This window comes from Actinomadura opuntiae, assembly GCF_030283205.1.
Taxonomy (GTDB): Bacteria; Actinomycetota; Actinomycetes; order Streptosporangiales; family Streptosporangiaceae; genus Spirillospora.
This window is the reverse complement of record NZ_JASNWF010000010.1, coordinates 114,924-135,974: the sequence shown is the minus strand read 5'-3', so window position 1 is coordinate 135,974 and position 21,051 is coordinate 114,924. Positions and strand designations below refer to the sequence as shown.

At 74.6% G+C, this 21,051-nt stretch carries 21 protein-coding genes; 7 read left to right on the top strand and 14 right to left on the bottom strand.

The features are described 5' to 3' along the window. Positions 1 to 27: 27 nt before the first annotated feature. From QP089_RS22745 to QP089_RS22730, 4 genes are all read left to right on the top strand, one after another. A complete protein-coding gene (locus tag QP089_RS22745) occupies positions 28 to 660 on the top strand; it encodes a GNAT family N-acetyltransferase (protein WP_285913773.1) in 633 nt (210 codons plus the stop codon). 394 nt (positions 661 to 1,054) lie between these two features. Then, positions 1,055 to 1,906, top strand: coding sequence for an SAM-dependent methyltransferase (locus QP089_RS22740; protein ID WP_285913772.1), 852 nt, complete (start codon positions 1,055 to 1,057; stop codon positions 1,904 to 1,906). A 126-nt stretch (positions 1,907 to 2,032) separates the two neighbouring features. After that, a complete protein-coding gene (locus tag QP089_RS22735) occupies positions 2,033 to 3,367 on the top strand; it encodes an acyltransferase family protein (protein WP_285913771.1) in 1,335 nt (444 codons plus the stop codon). 200 nt (positions 3,368 to 3,567) lie between these two features. Next, positions 3,568 to 4,746, top strand: a complete 1,179-nt coding sequence (locus QP089_RS22730) for a PucR family transcriptional regulator (RefSeq protein WP_285913770.1) — start codon at positions 3,568 to 3,570, stop codon at positions 4,744 to 4,746. Positions 4,747 to 4,761: 15 nt separating this feature from the next. Here the strand turns inward: QP089_RS22730 and QP089_RS22725 are convergent, their stop codons facing one another. The 3 genes from QP089_RS22725 to QP089_RS22715 form a co-directional block, all read right to left on the bottom strand. Beyond that, entirely contained in the window at positions 4,762 to 5,658 is an 897-nt protein-coding gene (locus QP089_RS22725; RefSeq protein WP_285913769.1) for an alpha/beta hydrolase, read from the bottom strand. A 102-nt stretch (positions 5,659 to 5,760) separates the two neighbouring features. Further along, positions 5,761 to 6,642, bottom strand: a complete 882-nt coding sequence (locus QP089_RS22720) for a DMT family transporter (protein ID WP_285913768.1) — start codon at positions 6,640 to 6,642, stop codon at positions 5,761 to 5,763. Continuing rightward, positions 6,642 to 8,573 (bottom strand): bifunctional phosphatase PAP2/O-acyltransferase family protein, encoded by a 1,932-nt coding sequence (locus QP089_RS22715; RefSeq protein ID WP_285913767.1) that lies wholly within the window; start codon positions 8,571 to 8,573, stop codon positions 6,642 to 6,644. Before QP089_RS22715 ends, QP089_RS22720 begins: the two co-directional genes overlap by 1 nt. 228 nt (positions 8,574 to 8,801) lie before the next feature. Between QP089_RS22715 and QP089_RS22710 the strand changes: the two genes are divergently transcribed. Next, complete coding sequence (locus tag QP089_RS22710) at positions 8,802 to 9,617, top strand: SAM-dependent methyltransferase (RefSeq protein WP_285913766.1); 816 nt, start codon at positions 8,802 to 8,804, stop codon at positions 9,615 to 9,617. Positions 9,618 to 9,643: 26 nt separating this feature from the next. On the opposite strand, the gene QP089_RS22705 is transcribed toward QP089_RS22710, so the two are convergent. From QP089_RS22705 to QP089_RS22670, 8 genes are all read right to left on the bottom strand, one after another. After that, complete coding sequence (locus QP089_RS22705; RefSeq protein WP_285913765.1) at positions 9,644 to 9,949, bottom strand: DUF6510 family protein; 306 nt, start codon at positions 9,947 to 9,949, stop codon at positions 9,644 to 9,646. Between the two features lies 1 nt (position 9,950). Then, positions 9,951 to 10,703: a ferredoxin reductase gene (locus QP089_RS22700; protein ID WP_285913764.1), complete on the bottom strand. Its 753-nt coding sequence runs from the start codon at positions 10,701 to 10,703 to the stop codon at positions 9,951 to 9,953. Then, entirely contained in the window at positions 10,673 to 11,269 is a 597-nt protein-coding gene (locus QP089_RS22695; RefSeq protein ID WP_285913763.1) for a sulfite oxidase-like oxidoreductase, read from the bottom strand. Before QP089_RS22695 ends, QP089_RS22700 begins: the two co-directional genes overlap by 31 nt. 127 nt (positions 11,270 to 11,396) lie before the next feature. Beyond that, complete coding sequence (locus QP089_RS22690; RefSeq protein WP_285913762.1) at positions 11,397 to 12,749, bottom strand: ABC transporter substrate-binding protein; 1,353 nt, start codon at positions 12,747 to 12,749, stop codon at positions 11,397 to 11,399. Continuing rightward, positions 12,631 to 13,824, bottom strand: a complete 1,194-nt coding sequence (locus QP089_RS22685; RefSeq protein ID WP_285913761.1) for a branched-chain amino acid ABC transporter permease — start codon at positions 13,822 to 13,824, stop codon at positions 12,631 to 12,633. Before QP089_RS22685 ends, QP089_RS22690 begins: the two co-directional genes overlap by 119 nt. A 1-nt stretch (position 13,825) precedes the next feature. Continuing rightward, complete coding sequence (locus QP089_RS22680; protein WP_285913760.1) at positions 13,826 to 14,704, bottom strand: branched-chain amino acid ABC transporter permease; 879 nt, start codon at positions 14,702 to 14,704, stop codon at positions 13,826 to 13,828. Further along, on the bottom strand, positions 14,704 to 15,411 hold the full coding sequence (locus QP089_RS22675; RefSeq protein WP_285913759.1) for an ABC transporter ATP-binding protein: 708 nt from the start codon (positions 15,409 to 15,411) through the stop codon (positions 14,704 to 14,706). The genes QP089_RS22680 and QP089_RS22675 overlap by 1 nt, the downstream gene beginning before the upstream one ends. Then, positions 15,404 to 16,186, bottom strand: a complete 783-nt coding sequence (locus tag QP089_RS22670) for an ABC transporter ATP-binding protein (RefSeq protein WP_285913758.1) — start codon at positions 16,184 to 16,186, stop codon at positions 15,404 to 15,406. The genes QP089_RS22675 and QP089_RS22670 overlap by 8 nt, the downstream gene beginning before the upstream one ends. Positions 16,187 to 16,418: 232 nt before the next feature. Here QP089_RS22670 and QP089_RS22665 point away from each other — a divergent pair, with 232 nt between their 5' ends. Further along, positions 16,419 to 17,075 carry a TetR/AcrR family transcriptional regulator gene (locus QP089_RS22665; RefSeq protein ID WP_285913757.1) on the top strand — a complete coding sequence of 219 codons (657 nt, stop codon included), beginning with the start codon at positions 16,419 to 16,421 and terminating at the stop codon, positions 17,073 to 17,075. A 158-nt stretch (positions 17,076 to 17,233) separates the two neighbouring features. On the opposite strand, the gene QP089_RS22660 is transcribed toward QP089_RS22665, so the two are convergent. The 3 genes from QP089_RS22660 to QP089_RS22650 form a co-directional block, all read right to left on the bottom strand. After that, entirely contained in the window at positions 17,234 to 18,880 is a 1,647-nt protein-coding gene (locus QP089_RS22660; RefSeq protein WP_285913756.1) for a long-chain fatty acid--CoA ligase, read from the bottom strand. Between the two features lie 53 nt (positions 18,881 to 18,933). Further along, positions 18,934 to 19,386, bottom strand: a complete 453-nt coding sequence (locus tag QP089_RS22655) for a MaoC family dehydratase (protein ID WP_285913755.1) — start codon at positions 19,384 to 19,386, stop codon at positions 18,934 to 18,936. A 102-nt stretch (positions 19,387 to 19,488) separates the two neighbouring features. Further along, positions 19,489 to 20,529: a phosphotransferase family protein gene (locus tag QP089_RS22650; protein WP_285913754.1), complete on the bottom strand. Its 1,041-nt coding sequence runs from the start codon at positions 20,527 to 20,529 to the stop codon at positions 19,489 to 19,491. Between the two features lie 261 nt (positions 20,530 to 20,790). Between QP089_RS22650 and QP089_RS22645 the strand changes: the two genes are divergently transcribed. Next, positions 20,791 to 21,030 (top strand): hypothetical protein, encoded by a 240-nt coding sequence (locus tag QP089_RS22645; protein ID WP_285913753.1) that lies wholly within the window; start codon positions 20,791 to 20,793, stop codon positions 21,028 to 21,030. Positions 21,031 to 21,051 lie beyond the last annotated feature (21 nt).

The following is a 21,051-nucleotide window of genomic DNA, read 5'->3' as shown; positions in this document are numbered from 1 at the left end:
ATCGGCGCGTCCCGAGGAGGCCGCGCCATGACGTCCCAGCCCCAGCCGTCCCCGCTCGTCCGCGCGGCGGGCGGCACCGACGCCGACGCGATCGCGGCGGTGCTCGGGCGCGCGTTCGACGACGACCCGGTCTGGCGCTGGATCCTGCCCGACGACGCCTCGCGGGTCCGCAGGCTGACCGGCGTGTTCGGCATCCTGCTGCGGCGCGTGCACCTGCGGCACGAGGGCACCGAGACGGCCGGCCGCGGACCGGGCGTGGAGGCCGCCGCCCTGTGGGACCCGCCCGGCCTGTGGCGCGTGCCGGTCACGGCGCAGGCGGCGCAGGCGGTCCCGCTGCTGCGCGCGCTCGGCCGGCGGGTGCCGGCGGCGCTGCGCGCCCTCGGCGCTATCGAGAAGCACCATCCCCAGGAACCGCACTGGTATCTGGCGGTGCTCGGCACCGACCCGCCCGCGCAGGGCCACGGGCTCGGCGGCGCGCTGCTGCGCTCGCGGCTGGACCGCTGCGACGCCGAGGGCGTCCCGGCCTACCTCGAATCCTCCAAGGAGCAGAACGTCCCCTACTACGAGCGGTTCGGGTTCCGGGTGACGCGGGAGCTGGCCATGCCCGGTAAGGGCTGCCCGCCCGTCTGGCTGATGTGGCGGGACCCGGACGGCGGCTGACCGGCTCCCGACACTCGTGTGCACTTGCGGTTAAGCCGTTGTCATGACCGGAAACGGCCATCGCTGGGAGGGCGGTGCTCGCGAGCGTGCGCGTCCGGCGACGGTGCGTCGTCTTGCAGCATCCCTGATGCCCGTCACCTGCGCTCGCGGGAACCGGGGAACACCGCCAAACGCGGTTGACCCGATGCGGTCATGCCGGCGGCGGTTTGCGGCCGGACCGGCGGACGCGGCCGCCGCGCCGCGACCCGATCGGCCTACCGTCGAGGAGTAGCCACCCCACGATTGGTGAACCGCCCATGACGACGTCCCGCCCGCCGTCCCGCACCCGCCTCCCCCGCGCACGCCGCCGCACCGCTTCCGTCCGGCGTGCGCCCGGGGCCCGGACGGCATGGACATGAGCGTTCCCGCCGTGGGCACCCGGGCCTCCGCCGCCGTGTCCCCGCTGACGGCCGAGCCGTCCGGGGACGTGTCCGGGGACGCGCCGCTCGCCCTGGACCGGCCCGCCACCGCCCGCGTGCACGACCACCTCCTCGGCGGCAAGGACAACTACGCCGCCGACCGCGAACTCGCGCGGCGGGTGCTGGAGGTCCTGCCGCAGGCCGCCGCGGCGGCGCGCGACGGGCGGGCGTTCCTCGCCCGCGCAGTCCGCGCCTGCGCCGAGCGCGGCATCCGGCAGTTCCTCGACCTCGGCTGCGGGCTGCCCGCCGCGGACAACCTGCACCAGATGGCCGCCCGGCACGCGGCCGGGACCCGCGTCGTCTACGTCGACGCCGACCCGCTGGTCATCGCGCACGCCCGCGCGCTGCTGATCGAGGGCGGCAACATCGCCGCGCTCCACGCCGACCTGCGCGACCCGGAGGCGATCCTGGGCGCCCGGCAGGTGCGGCGGCTGATCGACCCGGCCGAGCCGGTGGCGCTGGTGTTCTCCAGCGTCCTGCACTTCCTGCCCGACCCGCGCGTCCCGGTGGCGGCGCTGGGCGCCGCGGCGGCGCCGGGCAGCGCGCTGGTCGTCTCGCACGCCACCGCCGACCACGCGCCCGCCGCGGTCGCCGAGGCGGCACGGCGGTTCGCGGCGGCGGGCGCCGGGCCGCTGGTCCCCCGCGGCGCCGCCGAGCTCGCCCGCCTGTTCGGCCCGTTCGCCCCGCTGCCCCCGGGCCTCGTCCCGGCCGGGCAATGGGGACACGGGAGCGCACCTCCGCCGCCCGGCGACGCCGTCCTGTACGCGGGCGTCGGGATCCGGTCCTAACCCGGACGGGCTCGCGGCGGGCCCGCGCGGGACGTGGCCGAACGCCGCATGCCGGTCACACCGCGTTCAGGTGATGTTCAGGGGGTCTGTGGAGAACACGGAGGAACGGCCCCTAGGGTGGCCCGGATGCCGACGAACACTCTCACCACGGAAACGACGGAAAAGACGGCGAACGGCGCGCCCCCGGCCACGGCGCCCCGGATGGGCTGGCTGGACGCCCTGCGGGGCGTGGCCGCGCTGGCGGTGGTGTTCGAGCACTCCCTTGACGTGCTGCTCCCCGAGGTCCGCCGGACCGCCAGCCCGTGGTTCGACTTCGGGCGCTACGGAGTCTTCCTGTTCTTCCTGGTCAGCGGCTACGTGGTGTCGTTCTCGCTGATCCGGCGGGGCAGCGTCCGCACGTTCTGGATCGGCCGGCTGTTCCGGCTCTACCCGGCCTGGCTGGCGGCCGTCGGGCTGATGCTGGCGCTCGGCGCGACCGGCGTGTCGTGGGGGCTGCCGCAGGGCCTCGGCGACCGGCCGTGGATCTCGGCGGTCGCGCACCTGACCATGCTCCAGGACCTGCTCGGCGTCCCGAACGTCGTCAACGTCTTCTGGACGCTCTCCTACGAGATGGTGTTCTACCTGCTCATCACCGCGATGTTCATCGCCGGGGTGAAGGGCGCGAGCGCGCGGGTCTCGCTCGGCTTCGGCGTGGCCGCGGCGATCCTCGGCGTGTCGCTGCCGTCGGGGCTGCTGGCCGCCCGGTGGCCGGGCGGGACGCCGACGGTCGCGGCGCTCGCCCTCGCGGCCGGCATCGCGGCCATGGTCAGCGGCCGCCGGGCCGTCCGCCGCGCGGGCGTCGCGATCGTGGCGGCGCTGGCCCTGACGCTGCTCGTGCTGGACAGCCGGATCGGCGGAGTCGAGAGCCTGTGCATCATCGCCACGATGTTCGCCGGGACGGCGGTGCGCGGCATCCAGGACGGCCGGCTGCCGGCCCGGCGCGCCGCCGCGATGATCGCGGTCGTCCCGGTGCTGACGCTGCTGGCGGGCCTGCGCTCGCCGGACCCCTGGACCGGGTACGGCCCCGCGCAGCCGCCGGGCGTCGACTGGTCGCTCGCCGTGGCCGCGGCCTGGCTGACCTTCCTCGGCGGCCTCGCCCTGCGCCGCCGGCGCATGCCGCGCGCGCTGATGTGGCTGGGACTGGTCAGCTACTCGGTCTACCTGCTGCATCCGATGGTCGTCCAGACGGTCTGGCGGATCGCCGGCGACCGCGACAGCATGCCGCTCTGGCTGCGGCTGGCCTGGGAGGGCGTGCTGGTGGCCGCCGTCCTCGTCGCCGCCGGGCTCGCGCACCGCTACATCGAGCGTCCCGCGCAGCGCCTCGGCCGCCGGCTGTCCCGGCGGGCGAGCGCCGTCCCGGAACCGCCCGCCGGGCCGCCCCCGCTTCCGCCCGCCGCCCGGCCGGAGCCCGTCGCGCCCTAGCCGCCGGGGGCACGGCCGGAGACGCCGGGGCACGTGATACGCATGACGGAGGCATCCCGCCGGATGCCTCCCGTCCGGACGCACCCCTCCACCGCGTGCGGCCCGGACGGTGACAGCGATCACTTTCTTGCCTAGGGTGAGGCCGGATCACCCTCCCGGAGGGAGGTCCCATGGTCAGTCCCCTGCCGAACGGACACCGGATGGCACCAGGACCCATGCCCGCCGAGCTCCCCGACCTGCTGCGCCAGCACCTGCAGGCCGCCGTCGAGGAGATGGAGCGGGAGATCCGCGACCAGGTCCCCGAGTACGCGGGCCACGACGACGGCGAGTACGCGCTGCGGGTGGAGCGGACGGTCAGCGAGACGGTCGCGTTCTTCGTCGACTCGGTCGACCACCCGGACGCCGACGCGCGCCATCTCACCGAGCTGTACATGCACCTCGGCGAGCAGGAGGCCCGGCAGGGGCGCGGGCTGGAGGCGCTGCAGAACGCGATGCGGGTGAGCAGCCAGATCGCCTGCCGCCGCTTCATCAAGGACGCCTACCGGCTCGGCTGGTCCCGCGAGACGCTGGGCCGGCTGACCGACTCGCTGTTCATGCTGGTGGCGCGGGTCGCCGACGCCGCGGCGCAGGGATACGCGCGCGAGCTGGGGCAGCTGGCGAGCGAGCGGGAGCGGCGCCGCGAGCGGCTGCGGGACGCGCTGGTGGCGGAGCCGTCGCCGGGGCACGAGGCGATCACCGAGCTGGCCATCGCGGCCCGCTGGGACCCGCCGCGCAGCATCGGGCTGGTCGCGCTGCCCGCCGGCGCCCCGGCGGGCGCCCGGATCCTGCCGCCGGCCGTGCTGGCCGCCTGGGACGCGCCCGTGCCGTTCCTGGTCGTCCCCGACCCCGAGGGGCCGGGGCAGGACCGGATCTGGCCGGCGCTGCGCAGGCTCGGCACCGCCGCGATCGGGCCGACCGTGCCGCCGACGCAGGGCGCGGTGTCGCTGCGGTGGGCGCGGCACGCGCTGACGCTGGTCGAGCGGGGGCTGCTGCCGCCAGGCGAGCCCGTCCGGTGCGTCGACCACATCGCCTCGCTGGCGACGCTGGCGGCGGAGGAGCTGGTCGGCGCGACCGCCGCGGCCGTGCTCGGCCCGCTGCTGGACCTCGCGCCGGCGCGCCGGCAGCCGCTCGCCGAGACGCTGCTGACCTACCTGCAGTCCGGCGACAACGCGGTGGTCGCGGCGGAGCGGCTGCACATCCACGAGCAGACCGTCCGGTACCGGCTGCGGCGCATCGCCGAGCTGACCGGCGGCCGGTTCTCCGGCCTCGACGACCGGCTCGACGTGCTGCTGATGCTGAGCTGGCTGGTGCGGACCGGGCGCGCGGAGGAGCCCGCCTGAGCCGTCCCCGCCGCGCTAACCGGCGAGGTGGTGGCCGAGGAAGGCCAGCTGCGCGGGGAGGCGCGGGCGCCAGAAGCCGCCGTCGTGGCATCCGCCGCCCATGGAGCCCTCCGGATGGATCCGGTCGCGGAGCTTGCGGACCATCGGCGCGAACGGGTCGCTCGTGCCGCAGTCGACGCGGGCCGGGATGCCTTTCAGCGCGTCCAGGCCGGTGAACACGTCGTTGCGGGCGAAGTCGGCGGCGCCGTCGAAGGACCGCGCGTTGGTGCGGTGCGCGTCCCCGTAGGAGGCGAAGAGGGCGGGCGATGAGGCGACCACGGCGGCCGTCCGGCTCGCGCCGAGCCGCCGGGCCAGCACGAGCGCCCCGTAGCCGCCCATCGACCAGCCGATGACGCCGATCCGCCCGGCCTCGGCGCCCTCCTTGCCCAGGCGGGGAAGCAGCTCGTCCACGATCATGCCGATGGGGTCCTCGCCGTCCGCCCGGGGATGCCAGTAGGAGTCGGGGCCGCCGTCGATGGCGGCGATCGCGAACGGCGGGACGCCGCCGTTCGCGACGGCGTCCGGAAGGTAGTGGTCCAGGGCGAGCGACCGGACGGCGGACGCGCCGTCCCCGCCGCTGCCATGCAGGGCGACGGCGACCGGCAGGCCACGCAGTGACCGGTTCGCCGCGGGCAGCACCACGGTCGCGGTGACGTCGGTGCGGCGGTGCGCGGAATGCCAGCTCAGCCGCCGGACGGCGGTGGACGCGGCGGGCGGCGCCGGCACGTCCCCGCACCGGCCCAGCGCGCGGTCGAGGCGGACCCGGCCGGGCAGGACGTCGTTCTCCACCAGCGCATAGCCGGTCCCGCCCGCCGCCGCGAAGGCGCCGAGCCCGCCGAGGCCGCCGATCAGCAGCGCGCGTCTGGAGATCACGGGACGTCCTTCCGGGAGGGATCCGACGCCCGGTTGGATCTCCGGAAAGCCGGAAAGGTTCCTCCGACGCCGCTTTTCGGCGCACGGAGGCGCTCGGCCCGGTCAGGAAGCGGCGGCCTCGTCGGCGCGGCCGGGCGCGGACTGCGAATGCGACAGCACGGACACCCCGGCGGTGAGCAGGAGGGCGCTCAGCCCGACCGCGGCGAACGCCGACGCCGACCGCGGCGGCTCGGTGTGGAAGGCGAAGACGGCCAGCACGTAGGACGCGACGGGGTTGGTCATCGTCATCGCGGTCATCGCGGCGGGCAGCGACCCGGCCGCGAACGCCTTCTGCTCCAGCACGAGCCCGATCAGCGTCGACCCGGCGAGGGCGTACCCGGGCCAGTCCAGGGCCGTCGCGGCGACGCCGCGCTCGACCAGGTCGGCGGTGGTCAGCTTGATGAGCACCGCGGTCGCCGCGAACATCAGGCCGGAGCAGACGCCGAGCAGCACCGCCCGGACCGTCCCCCGGCGGATGTTCGCGGCGCGCGACAGCGCCAGCACGAACGGCACGGCGACCAGCCCGGCGAGGATCAGCCGGGGCCGGGACGGCTCGCCCTGCGACGGGATCGCGCCCGGCACGGTGAACAGCACGGCGAGGCCCGCCGTGACCGCGATCGCGCCGACCAGGTCGCCGCGGGCCGGCCGGCGGCCGGTGCCGGCGGTGCCGAGCAGGATGGTGAACACCAGCTGGGTGACCAGCAGCGGCTGGACGAGCGCGGTGGAGCCCAGATGCAGAGCGGCGGCCTGGCTCACGAACCCGGCCAGGTTCGACGCCCAGCCGGCCAGCCACACCGGGTCGCGCAGCAGCGCCCCGATCAGCCGCACGGCCCGCACCCGGCCCTTGCCCTCGCCGACCGCGCGCCGCGCCGCCCGGTACTGCAGCGCGGCGGCCCCCGCGAACAGCAGCGCGGCCAGCAGGCTGAACGCGGCGGACCATGCCATCAAGGCGTTCCGGTCCGCTCGCCGCTGCGGCCGGGCCCGGTGTCGGCACCGAATTCCGCCGCCAGCTTCTCGAAGGCCCGCAGCAGGCCGTCGGCGAACCGGTCCGGCTCGGGCAGCGCCCGGGCCTCGGCCATCACGGAGACGTGCAGGGCCCCGTCCTTGCTCAACGCGGTGACCGCCACCGGAAGGCCCGCGGGAGGCGGCAGGACGAGGTGCACGTCGCGGACCGGCGTCCCGGCCGCCAGCAGGGGCCCGGACGGTCCGCGCACGTTCACGACCATGGCGCCCGGGAGCGGATCCCCGGACTCGCCGGCATCCGCACTCGCAGGCGATGCGGGTCGCAGCACGCCCGCCGATCGCAGGGCTGCGGGCCGTGCCGGGCCGGCGCGTTCTCGGGCTCGCATCTCCTCGAGTCGTTCCCGGAACGGCCTGGCGTCGATGGGAACGTCCAGCCACCGCACACCGGCGGATCCGTCGAGCGCGGGGTGCCCGCCGTCCGGCCACAATTTCGACGGGACGGCCACGCGCAGCGTCCGCCCGCCCGGCGGTTGGGTCCCCCGCCCGCCGACGGCCTCGGCGGTGAGCGCCGCCAGCAGGTCACCGACCCGGACGCCGGCGGCGCGGGCGACGTCGCGGACCCGTTCGAGCGGCAGCGTGACGGTTCCGAAGAGGTACCCAGGGCCCGGCGCACCGACGGCCGCCGGGACGGCCAGGTCGGACGGGGCGGGTGCGGGCAGCACGGCCTTACGGGACGCCTCACCGGACCCGGCCTGTTCCGACGGACGTTCGAGGACGCTGCGCAGCAGATCGAGGAGGCGCGCGCCGTCCGCAGGAGAGCGGCGGACGAGGGCGACCACGGCGTCCGGGAGCTCCCCGCCGCCGCGCACCAGGTGGAGCCGCCACGGCGGACGGACGGGGTCGAACGGTTCCGCGGCCAGCCGCGCGACCAGGCCGTCCAGAGCGCGGCGGTCACCGGGCGCAGGCACCGCGCACTCCCGGACGTGCCAGACCAGGTCGACCTCCCCGCGGGTGCGGCGCAGGCCGGACAGGCGGGTGAGAGCGGGCACGTCCGGCAGCCGTTCGGCCAGCAGCGCCCGCACGCGCCCGGCCGCGGGCCCCGGCCCGGCGAACTCCGCGACGGCTCCCACGACCTGCGGCGCACCCGGGCTTTCGGCGGACGGCGAGAACGCGCGCACGAACCGGGCGCGCAGTGCCTCGGCGCCGGCCGCGGCCGGGACGAGCAGCAACCCGCCCGGGATGTCCACGACGTAGTGCGCGGCGGTCGCGACGATCACCAGGCCGGTGACCACCAGGTGCAGCCCGCACAGCCAGGCGACGGCGGCCCCGCACCGGGCCCGGACGGCCGCGACGCCGATCCACGCCACCCAGCCGATGTGCAGGCTGGGCATCGCCGCGTACGGGTTCGCGCCCGCCGAGACCGCGCCGGTCCCCCAGGTGGCGGGCGGATGGTGCAGCGCGATGATGTCGGTGTACCCCTCGCCGGGCAGCAGCCGCGGCGGCGTCGACGGCCACGCCGCGAAGCAGCAGATCGCGATCAAGGTGATCCAGATCAGCAGGTTGCGGGCCCACGGGTAGGCGGGGTTCCGCCGCCACCACAGGTAGCCGAGGAACCCGAACGTGGCGAGCACGTAGGTGGTCGCGTACTCCCACGCGGCGAGGGCGCCGAGCCAGCCGTGCCGGATCAGCACGCCGTTGAGCTCGGGCCCGACGTCCAGGTGGGCCCAGCGCTCCAGGGCCAGCAGCGACCGGCCATGGGCGTCGCTGACGGCCCGCGCCCCGGCGAACGCGTGCGTGAACGCCAGGTACACCGCCAGCACGACCAGCCCGCCGGCGATCTCCCGCGCCGCGGCGGCCGCGCGCCCGCGCCCCTCCTCGCGCGCACCGGACGGGGCCGCCTCGCACCGGGTCACGCCGCTCCTCCCGCCTCGGCCATCGCACCACCCCCTTCGATCATCCTCCCCACGATCGATCGCGACGACCATGCGGGGGGCGGCCGATCGCCGCCGTTCCCCGACGCGGCCCCACAGAACCACCTCGACCAGGACCTTTCCCGTGAAGTCGATGGCCCGCCGGACGCCGATGATCTACGTTGGGGTTCCCGGGCGGACCGCGCCCGCGACCGAGAAGGGGCCGCAGCCGTGACCGACGTCCCGCCGCCGGAGGAGACCGCACCGGAGGGGATCGACCCGACCGTGCCGGCCGCCCCGCGGATCTGGAACCACTGGCTCGGCGGCAAGGACAACTACGCCGCCGACCGCCGCGTCGGCGACCAGATGGCCGCGATGTACCCGAGCATCGTCCGGCTGGCCCGGGCCGACCGGGAGTTCCTCGGCCGCGCGGTCCGGCATCTGGTGCTGGAGGAGGGCGTCCGGCAGTTCCTCGACATCGGCACCGGGCTGCCGACCGCCGACAACACCCACCAGGTCGCGCAGGCGCTCGCCCCCGAGTCGCGGATCGTGTACGTCGACAACGACCCGCTCGTCCTGGCGCACGCCCGCGCGCTGCTGACCAGCACCCCCGAGGGCGCCACCGCCTACATCGACGCGGACCTGCACGACCCGGAACGGATCCTGGAGGAGGCGGCCCGGACGCTGGACTTCTCCCGGCCGGTCGCGATCATGCTGCTCGGCGTGCTGATCTACATCGACGACACGCCCACCGCGTACTCGATCGTCCGGACGCTGAAGGACGCGCTGCCCTCCGGCGGCCATCTGGTGATCGCGCACAGCACCAGCGAGGTCCACGGCGCGGCGACCGAGGAGGTCGTGCGGATGCGCAACGAGCGCGTGAAGCCGCCGATGACGCTGCGCAGCGGCGCGGAGATCACCCGGTTCTTCGACGGCCTCGACCTGCTGGAGCCGGGCGTGGTCCCGTGCAACCGCTGGCGGCCGCACCCGTCGGCCGTGGGCGCCGAGGACGTGGACGAGTTCAGCGGCGTCGCCCGCAAGCCCTAGCCCCGCCGCCGCCGCACGGCCGCGTGCTACGCGAGGGGGATGCGGAGGCAGACGGTTCCGCGCAGGTCGAGCCAGGCCGTCCCGTCGCCGATGACCAGGCGCAGCACCACGTTCTCGCAGCCCGGGCACCTGGCGACGGCGCCCGGCGCACGGGAGTAGACGCGCAGGGCGGGCAGCGGCCCCGCCAGCCCGCACGCCGTGCACCGCACCGCGGCTCGGGTCACGTCCACGCCGAACACCTCGCTCAGCGGCCCGGCGAGCGCGTTGCCGTCCTGGTACGCGCCGGTGTCCTCGTAGACGACGGCCTGCCGGCCCGGTTCCTCCGCCTGCATGTCAGCCTCCGCTCGGTCCGAAGCGCTCGGTCCTGATCCTGCGCGGGTCGTGTCCCAGGGCGACCAGCAGGTCGGCCGCGGCCTCCACGAACCCGGTCGGCCCGCACACGAAGCAGGCGGGGCCGAACTCCGGCGGCCACACCGACGCGGCCAGGTCGGCCTTCGCCAGCCGTCCCGGCGGCCGGGGCCAGCCGTCCGGCGCCGCGCGCGTGTACAGCGGGAAGACCTCGACGCCCGGGTCGGGGCGCCGCAGCTCGCCGGCGTACCACCGCTCGCCGGGCGCCCGGACCGAGTACACCAGCCGGAACGGGACCTTCGATCCCGCCGCGCGCCGGGCCCTGACCATCGCCATCAGCGGCGCCACACCGGCCCCGCCCGCGATCAGCGTGACGGGCGACGGGTCGTCCGGGCGCCACACGAACCAGCCGCCGACCGGGCCGCGGACCTCGACCGGGTCGCCGGTGGAGAACACCTCGGTCAGGTACGGGGACACCTCGCCGTCCGGGACGTTCTGCACGGTCAGCTCGATGCGGTCGCCATCGGCCGGGGCGGCGAGCGAGTAGCTGCGCTGGGCGCTGTACCCGTCGTCCGCGGTGAGCCGGACGTCCACGTGCTGGCCCGCCAGATGGCCCGGCCATCCGGGGACGTCGAGCACGAGGGTCCGCGCGGTGGGCGTCTCGTCGCGGGTCTCCGCCAGCCGCGCGACCCGCCATTTCAGCCGCTTCAGTCCCCCTGGTACCGCTGTTCCAGCCATGGGTCCCCGTAGTCGTGGTAGCCGGCGGTCTCCCAGAAGCCCGGCTGGTCCTCGGTGAGCAGGTCGAGGCCCCGTATCCACTTGGCCGACTTCCAGAAGTACAGATGGGGCACCAGCAGCCGTACCGGGCCGCCGTGCTCGGGATGCAGGTCCTCGTCGTCGAAGCGGTAGGCCAGCCATGCCTGACCGTCCAGCAGGTCCTGCAAGGGGAGGTTGGTGGTGTAGCCGCCGTAGGAGCGGGCGAGGGCGTAGTCGGCCGTGGTCTCGACGTCGGCGAGGAGGGTGTCCAGGGACACGCCCGTCCATGTCGTCGCGAGCTTGGACCACTTGGTCACGCAGTGGATGTCGACGGTGGGCGTCTCGGCCGGGAGCGCGCGGAACTCCGCCCACGACCACCGGTGCCGCGCCCCCGTCTCGGTGGTGACGACGAATTCCCACTCGTCGGTGCCGACCCGGGGCGTCGGGCCCGCCGACAGCACCGGGAAGTCCTCGGTCAGGTACTGGCCGGGCGGCAGTTCGACGTCGGACCGCCGCCTGCCGTGGAAGCCCGGCGAGACGATGCCCATCCCCGCTCCTCGGTCGTCCGGACGCTGGTATCCCGGCATCCTTCCCGGTCAGGGGCGGTTCGACTCCTGCGGGGCCGCCGCCGTCCCGCGGCCGGGGGGCGGTCCGAGCGGGACGGCGGCGGGGCGGTCACCCCGCCGGCGGGACGCCGTTGGCGGGCGCCTGCGGCTGCGGGGCGGTGTACGGCTGGATGGGGCCGTCGCCGTCGTCGGTGGTGACCGGCTGCCCCTGCGGGACGATCGCGTCGCCCTTGATCACGCCCATCTGGGCGCCGGTGTACCCGGCGTGCGACTGCGCGCTGTAGGCGAACGGGACCAGGCCGGGGCCGGTCAGCTTCGTCTTCTCCAGGCCGTCCACGAGGCTCTTGCGGGTCGGGTTCTGCCCGGCGTTCTGCAGCGCCTGGACGAAGGTGTAGGCGGCCGACATCCCGTACACGATGTTGCCGTTGAACGGCAGCTTCGGGATGTACTGGTCGTGGATCCTGCGGAACAGCTGGACCCAGCTGTTGGACGCGTCCCCCGGCGACGACAGGTACCCGTCGGTGACCATGCCCTGGATCAGCGGGCTGCCCTGCAGCTTCGTCCCACCGGACTTGGCGAAGCTCTCCAGCAGTCCGTCGAGGGTGATCGGGTCCGAGCCGACGTTGCTGACCGCGAACGTCGGCTTGTAGTTCAGCTTCAGCGACGCCAGCCGGAACAGCGCGGTGTAGGTCGGGATGCTGAACAGCACGACCACGTCCGCCTTGGCCTGCGCGATCGCCTGGGCCTGCGCGCTGACGTCCGTGGCGCCCGGCTGGTAGGTCTGCCGCGACACGACCTGCCCGGACGGGATGTACTTGTCGAGGCCCTTGACGCCGTCCTGGCCGAAGTCGTCGTTCTGGTAGAAGTAGGCGACCTTCTTGCCGGGATAGGTCCTCTTGATGTGGTCGCCGAGGATCTTGCCCTCGCGGATGTAGTCGACCTGCCAGCCGAACGTCTGCGGGTGCTTCTTCGGCTCGTCCCAGCAGCCGCATCCGGACGCGACGAACAGGTCCGGCACGCGCTGGGCGTTGAGGTAGTCGACGACCTTGGAGTGGGTGGGCGTGCCCAGCCCGTTGAAGATCGCGAAGACCTTGTCCTGGAGGACGAGCTTCTGCACCACGCTGACGGTCTGCGTCGGGTTGTAGGCGTCGTCCACGTACTTGTAGACGATCTTGCGGCCGTGCACGCCGCCGTGGGCGTTGACGTAGTCGAAGAACGCCTTGGACGCCGCGGAGTTCGCGCTGTAGCCGGGCGCGGCGGGGCCGGTGAGCGGCTGGTGGCTGCCGATCGTGACGGTGGTGCCGGTGACGCCGGGCGCGGACGACTTGCCGTCCCCGCCGCCGCTACCGCCGCAGCCGCTCGCCGTGGCCGCCAGCACCGTCGCCGCCGTCGTCAGCGCGACCGCGCGCCGCGTCCGGCCCTGCGGGCCCCGATGCGTCCGTTCGCTCGGTGGTCGGCTCATCTGCTCCTCCTCGATGCGTTGCCGGTACCCCCGGTGCGCCGCCGCCCGGCGCGAACCGCCGGACGGGCGGCGGGAGGCGGCGCCGGACGGCGCCGCCGATGTCGCGCAGCCCGCCCTGCAGGCCGCGCGGGAAGGCCAGCGTCACCGCGATGAGGACGAGGCCGTAGATGGCGAGGGGCAGGTTCGAGGCGACGTCGTGCGACAGCCCGGACGACGAGGCGGCGTCGGACGCCCACGACGGCACGAAGACCAGGATCAGCGCGCCCCACACCGCGCCCGGCAGAGTGCCGAGACCGCCGATGATGATCGCCGCGATGAGCTGCAGCGACAGGGTGAGCGGGAACGCGCCGGGCGCGGCGAGGGTCGCCACGACCGCCAGCAGCCCGCCGGCCAGGCCCGCGCACGCGGCCGACACCACGGTCGCGGCGATCCGCAGCCGCGCGACGCGCAGCCCGCACAGCGCGGCGGCGATCTCGTCGTCGCGGCCGGCGCGCAGCGTCCGCCCGAACCGGCCGCCGGTGAGGTTGGCGAGCAGGAACAGCGTCACGACCGCGCCGATGCAGGCGATCCACGCCTGCCAGCGCTCCAGCGGGAACGTCTCGCCGAGCGCGGCCGGCGGGACGGGCGGGGTGACGGTCAGCCCGTTCTGCCCGCCGAGCAGGCCGGTGAGGTGGGAGTAGTTGGCCAGGCCGGGCAGGCCGACGGCGAACGCGAGGGTGGCCCCGGCCAGGTAGGGGCCCTGCAGCCGGGCGGCGACCGAGCCGACGAGCACCCCGGCGAGGGCGGTGACCACGGCCGCCGCGGCGAGCATCGCGGCGAGCGGCCAGCCCCAGTGCGCGGACACCAGCGCGGCCGTGTAGGCGCCGACCGCCATGAACGCGCCGTGCCCGAGGGAGATCTGGCCGCCGAGCCCGGTGAGCACGGTCAGGCCGGCGACCGCGCAGGTGAGGTAGGCGGCCTGGGCGATCTGCAGGTCCCGGTACGGGCCGACGGACGTCGTCAGGACGTACAGCGCGAGCAGGCCGGCCGCCGCGCCCGCGAGGTGGCGCACCAGCGTGGAGCGGAAGGCGCCCATGTCACACCCTCCGTCCGGCGCGCGCGGCGAACAGCCCGTTCGGCCGGACCATCAGCACGGTGATCAGCGCGGCGAGCGCGCCGAAGGTGACCAGGTCGGAGCTGACGTAGCCGGACACGTAGCTGAGCGCGCAGCCGAGCAGCAGCCCGCCGGCGACGGCGCCGGCCGGGCTGTCCAGCCCGCCGATCACGGCGGCGGTGAACCCGAACACCAGCATCGCGTCGAACTGCGACGGCCCGACGAACACCGACGGGGCGATCAGCACCCCGGCGAGCGACCCGACGAGCGCGGCGAGGGCCCAGCCGAGGGTGAGCATCCGGCCGACCCGCACCCCCTGCAGCCGGGCGATCTCCGGCGCGAACGCGGCGGCCCGCAGCTTCAGCCCGAGCCCGGTGCGGACGAACAGCAGGGTCAGCACCGCCGTCACCAGGGCGACCGCGCCGATGACGAACAGGTCGAACGGCGACAGCAGCAGCCGCGTCCCGCCCGCCGACAGCCCCTTGATCGTGAACGCGGGCGGGTAGGAGTGCGGGGTGTCGCCCCAGATCATGCCGGCGGCCGCCTGCAGCAGCACGTACAGCCCGAGCGTGACGATCACGGCGTTCAGCGGCGGCTTGCCCTCCACCGGCCGCACCAGCACCCGCTCCGCCACCGCGCCGATGACCAGCCCGGACACCAGCGCGACCGCGAGCGCGAGCCAGTACGAGCCGCCGTCGTGGACGACCGTCCAGGCCAGGAACGTGGTGAACATCAGCATGCCGCCCTGCGCGAAGTTCACCACGCGGGTGGCGCGCCAGATCAGCACCAGCGCCAGCGCGACCGCCGCGAACACCGCGCCCTGGGTGATCCCGGCGAGCGTGAGATTGACGAATCGGATCATCAGAACCCCAGGTAGGCGTGGCGGAGCCGGGCGTCGGCGGCGAGCACGGCGGCGGGCTCGGCCGCCACCACCGCGCCGAGGTCGAGCACGACGGCGCGGTCGGCGACCGACAGGGCGCTGCGCGCGTTCTGCTCGACGAGCAGGACGGTCCGGCCGTCGTCGTCGCAGAGCCGGCGCAGCACCGCCATGAGGCGGGCGACGACGCGCGGCGCCAGGCCGAGCGACGGCTCGTCGACCAGCAGCAGCCGGGGCGCGCCGGCGAGCGCGCGGGCCAGCGCGAGCATCTGCCGCTCGCCGCCGGACAGCGTCGCGGCGGCGCGGGACCGGCGCTCGGCCAGCGGCGGGAACAGCTCGTACATCTCCGCGATCCGGCGGGCCAGCGCCCTGCGGTCGCGCCGCCAGAGCCCGCCGAGCCGCAGGTTCTCCGCGACGGTCAGCTCGGTGATGACGCCGCCGCTCTGCGGCACGTGCGCCACCCCGAGCCGGACGATCTCCTCCACGGGCATCCGGGTGAGGTCGCGGCCGTCCAGCGCGATCCGGCCGGCGCGCGGCCTGACCAGGCCGGACACGGTCCGCAGCAGCGTCGTCTTGCCGGCGCCGTTCGCGCCGAGCACGGCGGTGAGCGAGCCCTGCTCGACCGTCAGGTCCACGCCGTCGAGCGCGCGGACGGCGCCGTACCCGGCGGTGAGGCCCGCGACCTCAAGCATCGCGGACCTCCTCGCCGAGGTAGGCGTCCAGCACCGCCGGGTCGTCGCGGACCTCCGCGGGCGGGCCGGAGGCGATGACCTTGCCGAAGTCCAGCACCACGACCTCGTCGCACACGCCCATGACCAGGTCCATGTGGTGCTCGACCAGCACCACGGCCGGACCGCCGCGCAGGCCCCTGATCAGCGCGGCCAGCTCCTCGATCTCGGCCGCCGACAGGCCGGCGGCGGGCTCGTCGAGCAGCAGCAGGTCCGGGTCGGCGACCAGCGCGCGGGCCAGCGCGACCCGCTTCTGCGCGCCGTAGGGCAGCTCGCCGGGCCGCCGCGCCGCCTCGCCGGCGACGCCGAGCTCGTCCAGCCGCGCCAGGGCCCGCTCGCGCAGCGCGGCCTCGTCGCGGTCGGCGCGCGGCAGCGCCAGCAGCCCGGAGGCGAACCCGGCCCGCGCGTGCCGGTCGGCGCCGACCATGACGTTCTCCAGCACCGTCAGGCCGGGGAACAGCCCGAGCCCCTGCAGGGTGCGGGCGATGCCGAGCCGGGTCAGCCGGTGCGGGCGGTGCCGGCCGAGCGCCCGGCCGCGCCAGCGCACCTCGCCCGACCGCGGCCGGACGAACCCGCACACGACGTTGAACAGGGTCGTCTTGCCCGCCCCGTTCGGCCCGATCACGCCCGTGACCCGGCCCGGCGGCGCCGACAGCGACACCTTCTCCAGCGCGACCAGCCCGCCGAAGCGGACGGTCACCTCTCGTAGTTCCAGGGATTGCGACGGGCCGCCGGACATGTCACGTCACCTCGCCGGACGAGAACTCGCGCGACTTTCCCCCGAGGCCATTTACACATACCGACTGGTCGGATTCCACTGAAGATAGAATCGGGGGGCGGCGCCGTCAACAGCCGGACTCGTCCGCCCCGACCGGCGCCGTTCTTGGACCGCGTCCCGCCCGGTAGGCTGGCGGCTGATCACGGGCGGCGGCGTGGCGGCGCGGGGCCCCGGCCCCGGAGGAGGTGGAGTGTTGACGCAGACCTCAGTGGGGCGGCTGTCCGACGACGTGCCCCTGCCCGACCGGCTGCTCGCCGTGGCCACCCGCATGTTCGCCGAGAAGGGCTTCGAGAGCACCTCGGTCCAGGAGATCGTCAACGCCGCCGGCGTCACCAAGGGCGCCATGTACCACTACTTCGGCTCCAAGGACGACCTCCTCTACGAGATCTACCACCGGCTGCTCGGCCTGCAGATGCGCCGGCTGGAGCAGATCGCCGACGGGACCGGCAGCGCCGAGGAGCGGCTGCGCGCCGCCGCCCTCGACGTCCTGGAGACCTCGTTCCTCTACCTGGACGACTTCACCGTCTTCTTCCGCTCCACCCACCTGCTCCCCCGCGACCGCCGCGAGGCCGTCCGCGCGGAACGCCGCCGCTACCACGAGCGCTTCCGCCACCTGGTCGAGGAAGGGCAGCGCGAAGGATCCTTCCGCACCCACACGCCCGCCGACATCGCCGTCCACTTCTTCTTCGGCACCGTCCACCAGATCGGCGCCTGGTACCGGCCCGGCGGCCGCCTGAAGACCCGCACCATCGCCGAGCACTACGTCGACCTCTTCCTGCGCGGCATCACCCAGGGGGGCGACTCCCTTACCCAGGGGGACGACCCCCTGGAACCCCCGTCACGGTCGTGAGGCTGTTTCACCGCTCCGCTAGAGCTCCGCGGTGAAACAGCCTCACGACCGGCGGGCAGGCCCGCTGCGCTCGCTGCACTCGCTCCGCGGGCCTGCCCGTGGCCGTGGCTGGGCTCTGGCCCTCCGTTAGTTGTCCAGCCGGGCGCCCCGATGGTGGGTCAGCGGGTGATGCGCTCGATCTTCAGGTCCTCGCTTCGGTGGCGGGCGCGGAGGGGTTTCTTGTCGAACTTGCCGACCGTGGTCTTGGGGATCTCGTCCATGAAGGTCCAGTACTCGGGGACCTGCCAGCGGGCGACCTTCGAGGCCAAGTGGTCGGCGAGCTCGGTGGCGGACGCGGTGGCGTCCGGGCGGAGGACGACGCAGGCGAGGGGACGCTCGTCCCAGCGGGCGTCGGGGATGCCGATGACGGCGGCCTCCGCCACGGCCGGGTGGCCCATCAGGTGGTTCTCCAGTTCGACGGAGGAGATCCACTCGCCGCCCGACTTGATGACATCCTTGGCGCGGTCGGTGATCTGGTAGAAGCCGCGGTCGTCGATGGTGCCGATGTCACCGGTGCGCAGCCAGCCGTCGTGGAACTTCTCCGGCGCGGGGTCGCGGTGGTAGGCGCCGGTGATCCACGGGCCGCGGACCTCGATCTCGCCGACGGACTCGCCGTCCCAGGGCAGCTCTCGGCCCGCGTCGTCGACGATCCGCATCTCGACGCCGGCGGCGACGCGGCCGGACTTCATCCGCCAGTCCATCTCCTCCGGCGTGCCGGGCTCCACCTCCTGCGGCGGGAACGCCATGCCGCCGAGCGGGCTGGTCTCGGTCATGCCCCAGCCCTGGATGATGCGCAGCCCGTACCGCTCCTCGAACGCCTCCAGCAGCGAGCGGGGCGCGGCGGCGCCGCCGGACGTCCCGGCGCGCAGCGACGACAGGTCCAGCTCGTGCTGCTCGCCGTGGGTGAGGATGCCGTTCCAGATGGTCGGGACGGCGGAGGCGAGCGTGCTGCGCTCGCGGGCGATGAACTCGGTGAGGTGCTGCGGCTGCATGAACGGGCCCGGCATGTGCAGCGTCGCACCGGACAGGAACGCCCCGTACGGCAGGCCCCAGGCGTTGACGTGGAACATCGGGACAATCGTCAGCACCCGGTCGGCCTCGGTGATGCCGACCAGCGACGCCGACTGCACGGCCATGGCGTGCAGGAACGTCGAGCGGTGCGAGTACACGACGCCCTTGGGGTCGCCGGTGGTGCCGCTGGTGTAGCACATGGACGCGGCGGACCGCTCGTCCACCTCGGGCCACTCGTAGCCGGGCTCCTCGCCGGCGAGCAGCTCGTGGTAGCGCAGGACGGGGGCGCCGTTGCGGTTGGCTTCGAGGGGCGCGCCGTCGCCGTCGCCGACGATGACGAACGCCTCGACGGCGGGCAGCTCGTCCACCACCCGAGCCAGCAGCGGGACGAGGCTGTCGTCGACGATGATCACCTGGTCGTCGGCGTGGTTGATGATGTGCGCGAGCTGCTCGGGGAACAGCCGGATGTTGAGGGTGTGCAGGACGGCGCCCATGGCGGGCACCGCGAAGTACGCCTCCAGGTGCTCCTGGTTGTTCCAGCAGAAGGTCGCCACGCGGCCGCCCTGCCGGACGCCGAGCCGCTCCAGCGCGGCGGCGAGGCGCTCGGCGTTCTCGGCGACCTGAGCGAACGTGGCGCGGCGCGGCTCGCCGCCGCCCGTCCACGTCACGCACTCGCTGCGCCCGTAGACGCGGCGGCCGTGCCGCAGGATCGCGGCGACCGACAGCGGGAAGTCCTGCATGGTGCTGGGGATCATGGCGGTGTCTCCGGGGTGGGTGGGGTGGCGGGGGTCGCTCGTCCGCGCCACGGTCAGCCGACCAGGACGGACAGGACCTCGGCGACGCAGACCGGCTTGTCGCCGCCCTCGCGCTCGATCGTGACGCGGACCTTGGCCCGCGCGCCCTGCGCGGTGCGCTCCAGCGAGACCAGCTCGGCGCCGGCGCGCACCCGCGCCCCGACCGGGACGGGCGCGGGGAAGCGGACCTTGTCCGAGCCGTAGTTGACGCCCATCCGCAGGCCCTCGACCCGGGAGATCTCCGACATCAGCATGGGGATGAGGGACAGGGTGAGGTAGCCGTGCGCGATCGTGCCGCCGAACGGGCCGTTCGCCGCGCGCTCGGGGTCCACGTGGATCCACTGGTGGTCGCCGGTCGCGTCGGCGAACCCGTTCACCTGCTCCTGCGTGATCGTGTGCCATTCGCTGTGGCCGAGCTGGGTGCCGACGGCCTTCTCGTACTCGTCGATGCCCTTGAACGTCCTCACCGCGTTACCTCCTCCGCCGGGCGCGCGCCCGCTCCGTGGACGCCATGATGACAACATACCGACCGGTTGGTATGCAACGTCGGGAGCGGGCGCCCGGAGGGCTCAGACGCCCTTGAGCGCGCCGATGCCGGAGCGCAGCAGCGGCTCGACGGCGTCGCCGATGGCGTCGAACCCCTCCCCCACGGTCTGGCCGTGCAGGTAGCGGTAGTGGATGCCCTCGGAGATCACCGCCAGCTTGAAGCAGGCCAGCGCCACGTAGAACCCGATCGCCGACAGGTCGCGGCCGCTGCGCTCGGCGTAGCGGGCCACCACTTCCTCGGGCGACGGGAACCCGGGGGCCCGCGTCGCGTCGGCCTCGGCGGAGGACGGCGTCGTCCGCCGCATGTAGACCAGCAGGAGCGCCAGGTCCGTGAGCGGGTCGCCGAGCGTCGCCATCTCCCAGTCCAGGACGGCCGCGATCCGGTCGTCCGCGCCGACGAGGAGGTTGTCGAGCCGGTAGTCGCCGTGCACGATCGCCGGGGGCGACTCGGGCGGGATGTTCGCCTCCAGCAGGGCGTGCAGCTCGTCGGCGCCGTCGAGCTCGCGGCTGCGGGACGCGTCGAGCTGCTTCTTCCACCGGCGCACCTGGCGTTCGAGGAAACCGGCCGGCCGTCCGAAATCGGCCAGTCCCACTTCGGCCGGGTCGACGCGGTGGAGGTCGACGAGAGTGTCGACCATGCGCCCGGCGATCGCCGCCACCCGCTCGGCGCCCAGCGGGACCAGCTCGGACGCGGTGCGGTACGGGGTGCCCTCGACCATCTCCATCACGTAGAACGGGGCGCCGAGCACGTCCGGGTCCTCGCAGAGCGCGTAGGTCTCGGGAACCGGGACCGCGGTGCCGGCCAGCGCCGTCATCACCCGGTACTCGCGGGACATGTCGTGCGCCGTCGCCAGGACGTGGCCGAGCGGCGGGCGCCGGACGATCCAGGAGCGGGTCCCGTCGGTGACCTCGTAGGTCAGGTTCGAGCGCCCGCCGGCGACGACGCGGGCGCGCAGCGGGCCCGCGTCCGCCGGCCACGGCGCGCCGGTCGCGGACCGCTCCAGGTGGCGGCGGAACCGGTCGAGCGGCAGGCCCGGGACGTCCCCGTCTTCGAATACCCGCAATGCGCCCTCCTTGGCCGATCGAAGCACTTGTACCGTCCGGTCGGTATGGCGCAAGATAACGAGATGGGAACGCTCACCGCGATGAGCCGGAGGCTCCCGGTCTGCGCCCCCACCAGGCAGGCATCGGTGCGCCGATGACACCATACCGACCAGTTGGTATGCAATAGCCGAATCCCATTGCCATTCTCGGTCGGCGGCATTACTTTTGCCGCACGACGCGAAGCGGTGTGAGCTTCGCCACCGTGGCCGAGGGACCGACCGATGACGACGACCGAACCCGAGCACACCCGCGGCCGGCCGTGCGCCGGCGGCGCCCGGTCGTCGGCCGCCGGCGCCCTCCAGGTCATCGAGCAGGAGGAGGTCATCGGCCCCGTAGGTGCCGCCGTCCGCCATGACGGCGGCGACGCGGCACCCGCCATCGCCCACGGCGGGAGCGGTCACGGACGCGGACACGGCCCGGCCCTGGCCGGCGGATCCGCGGCCCGCCCGCTCCCTTTCTAGGACCGGTTCTCGGGGGAGACC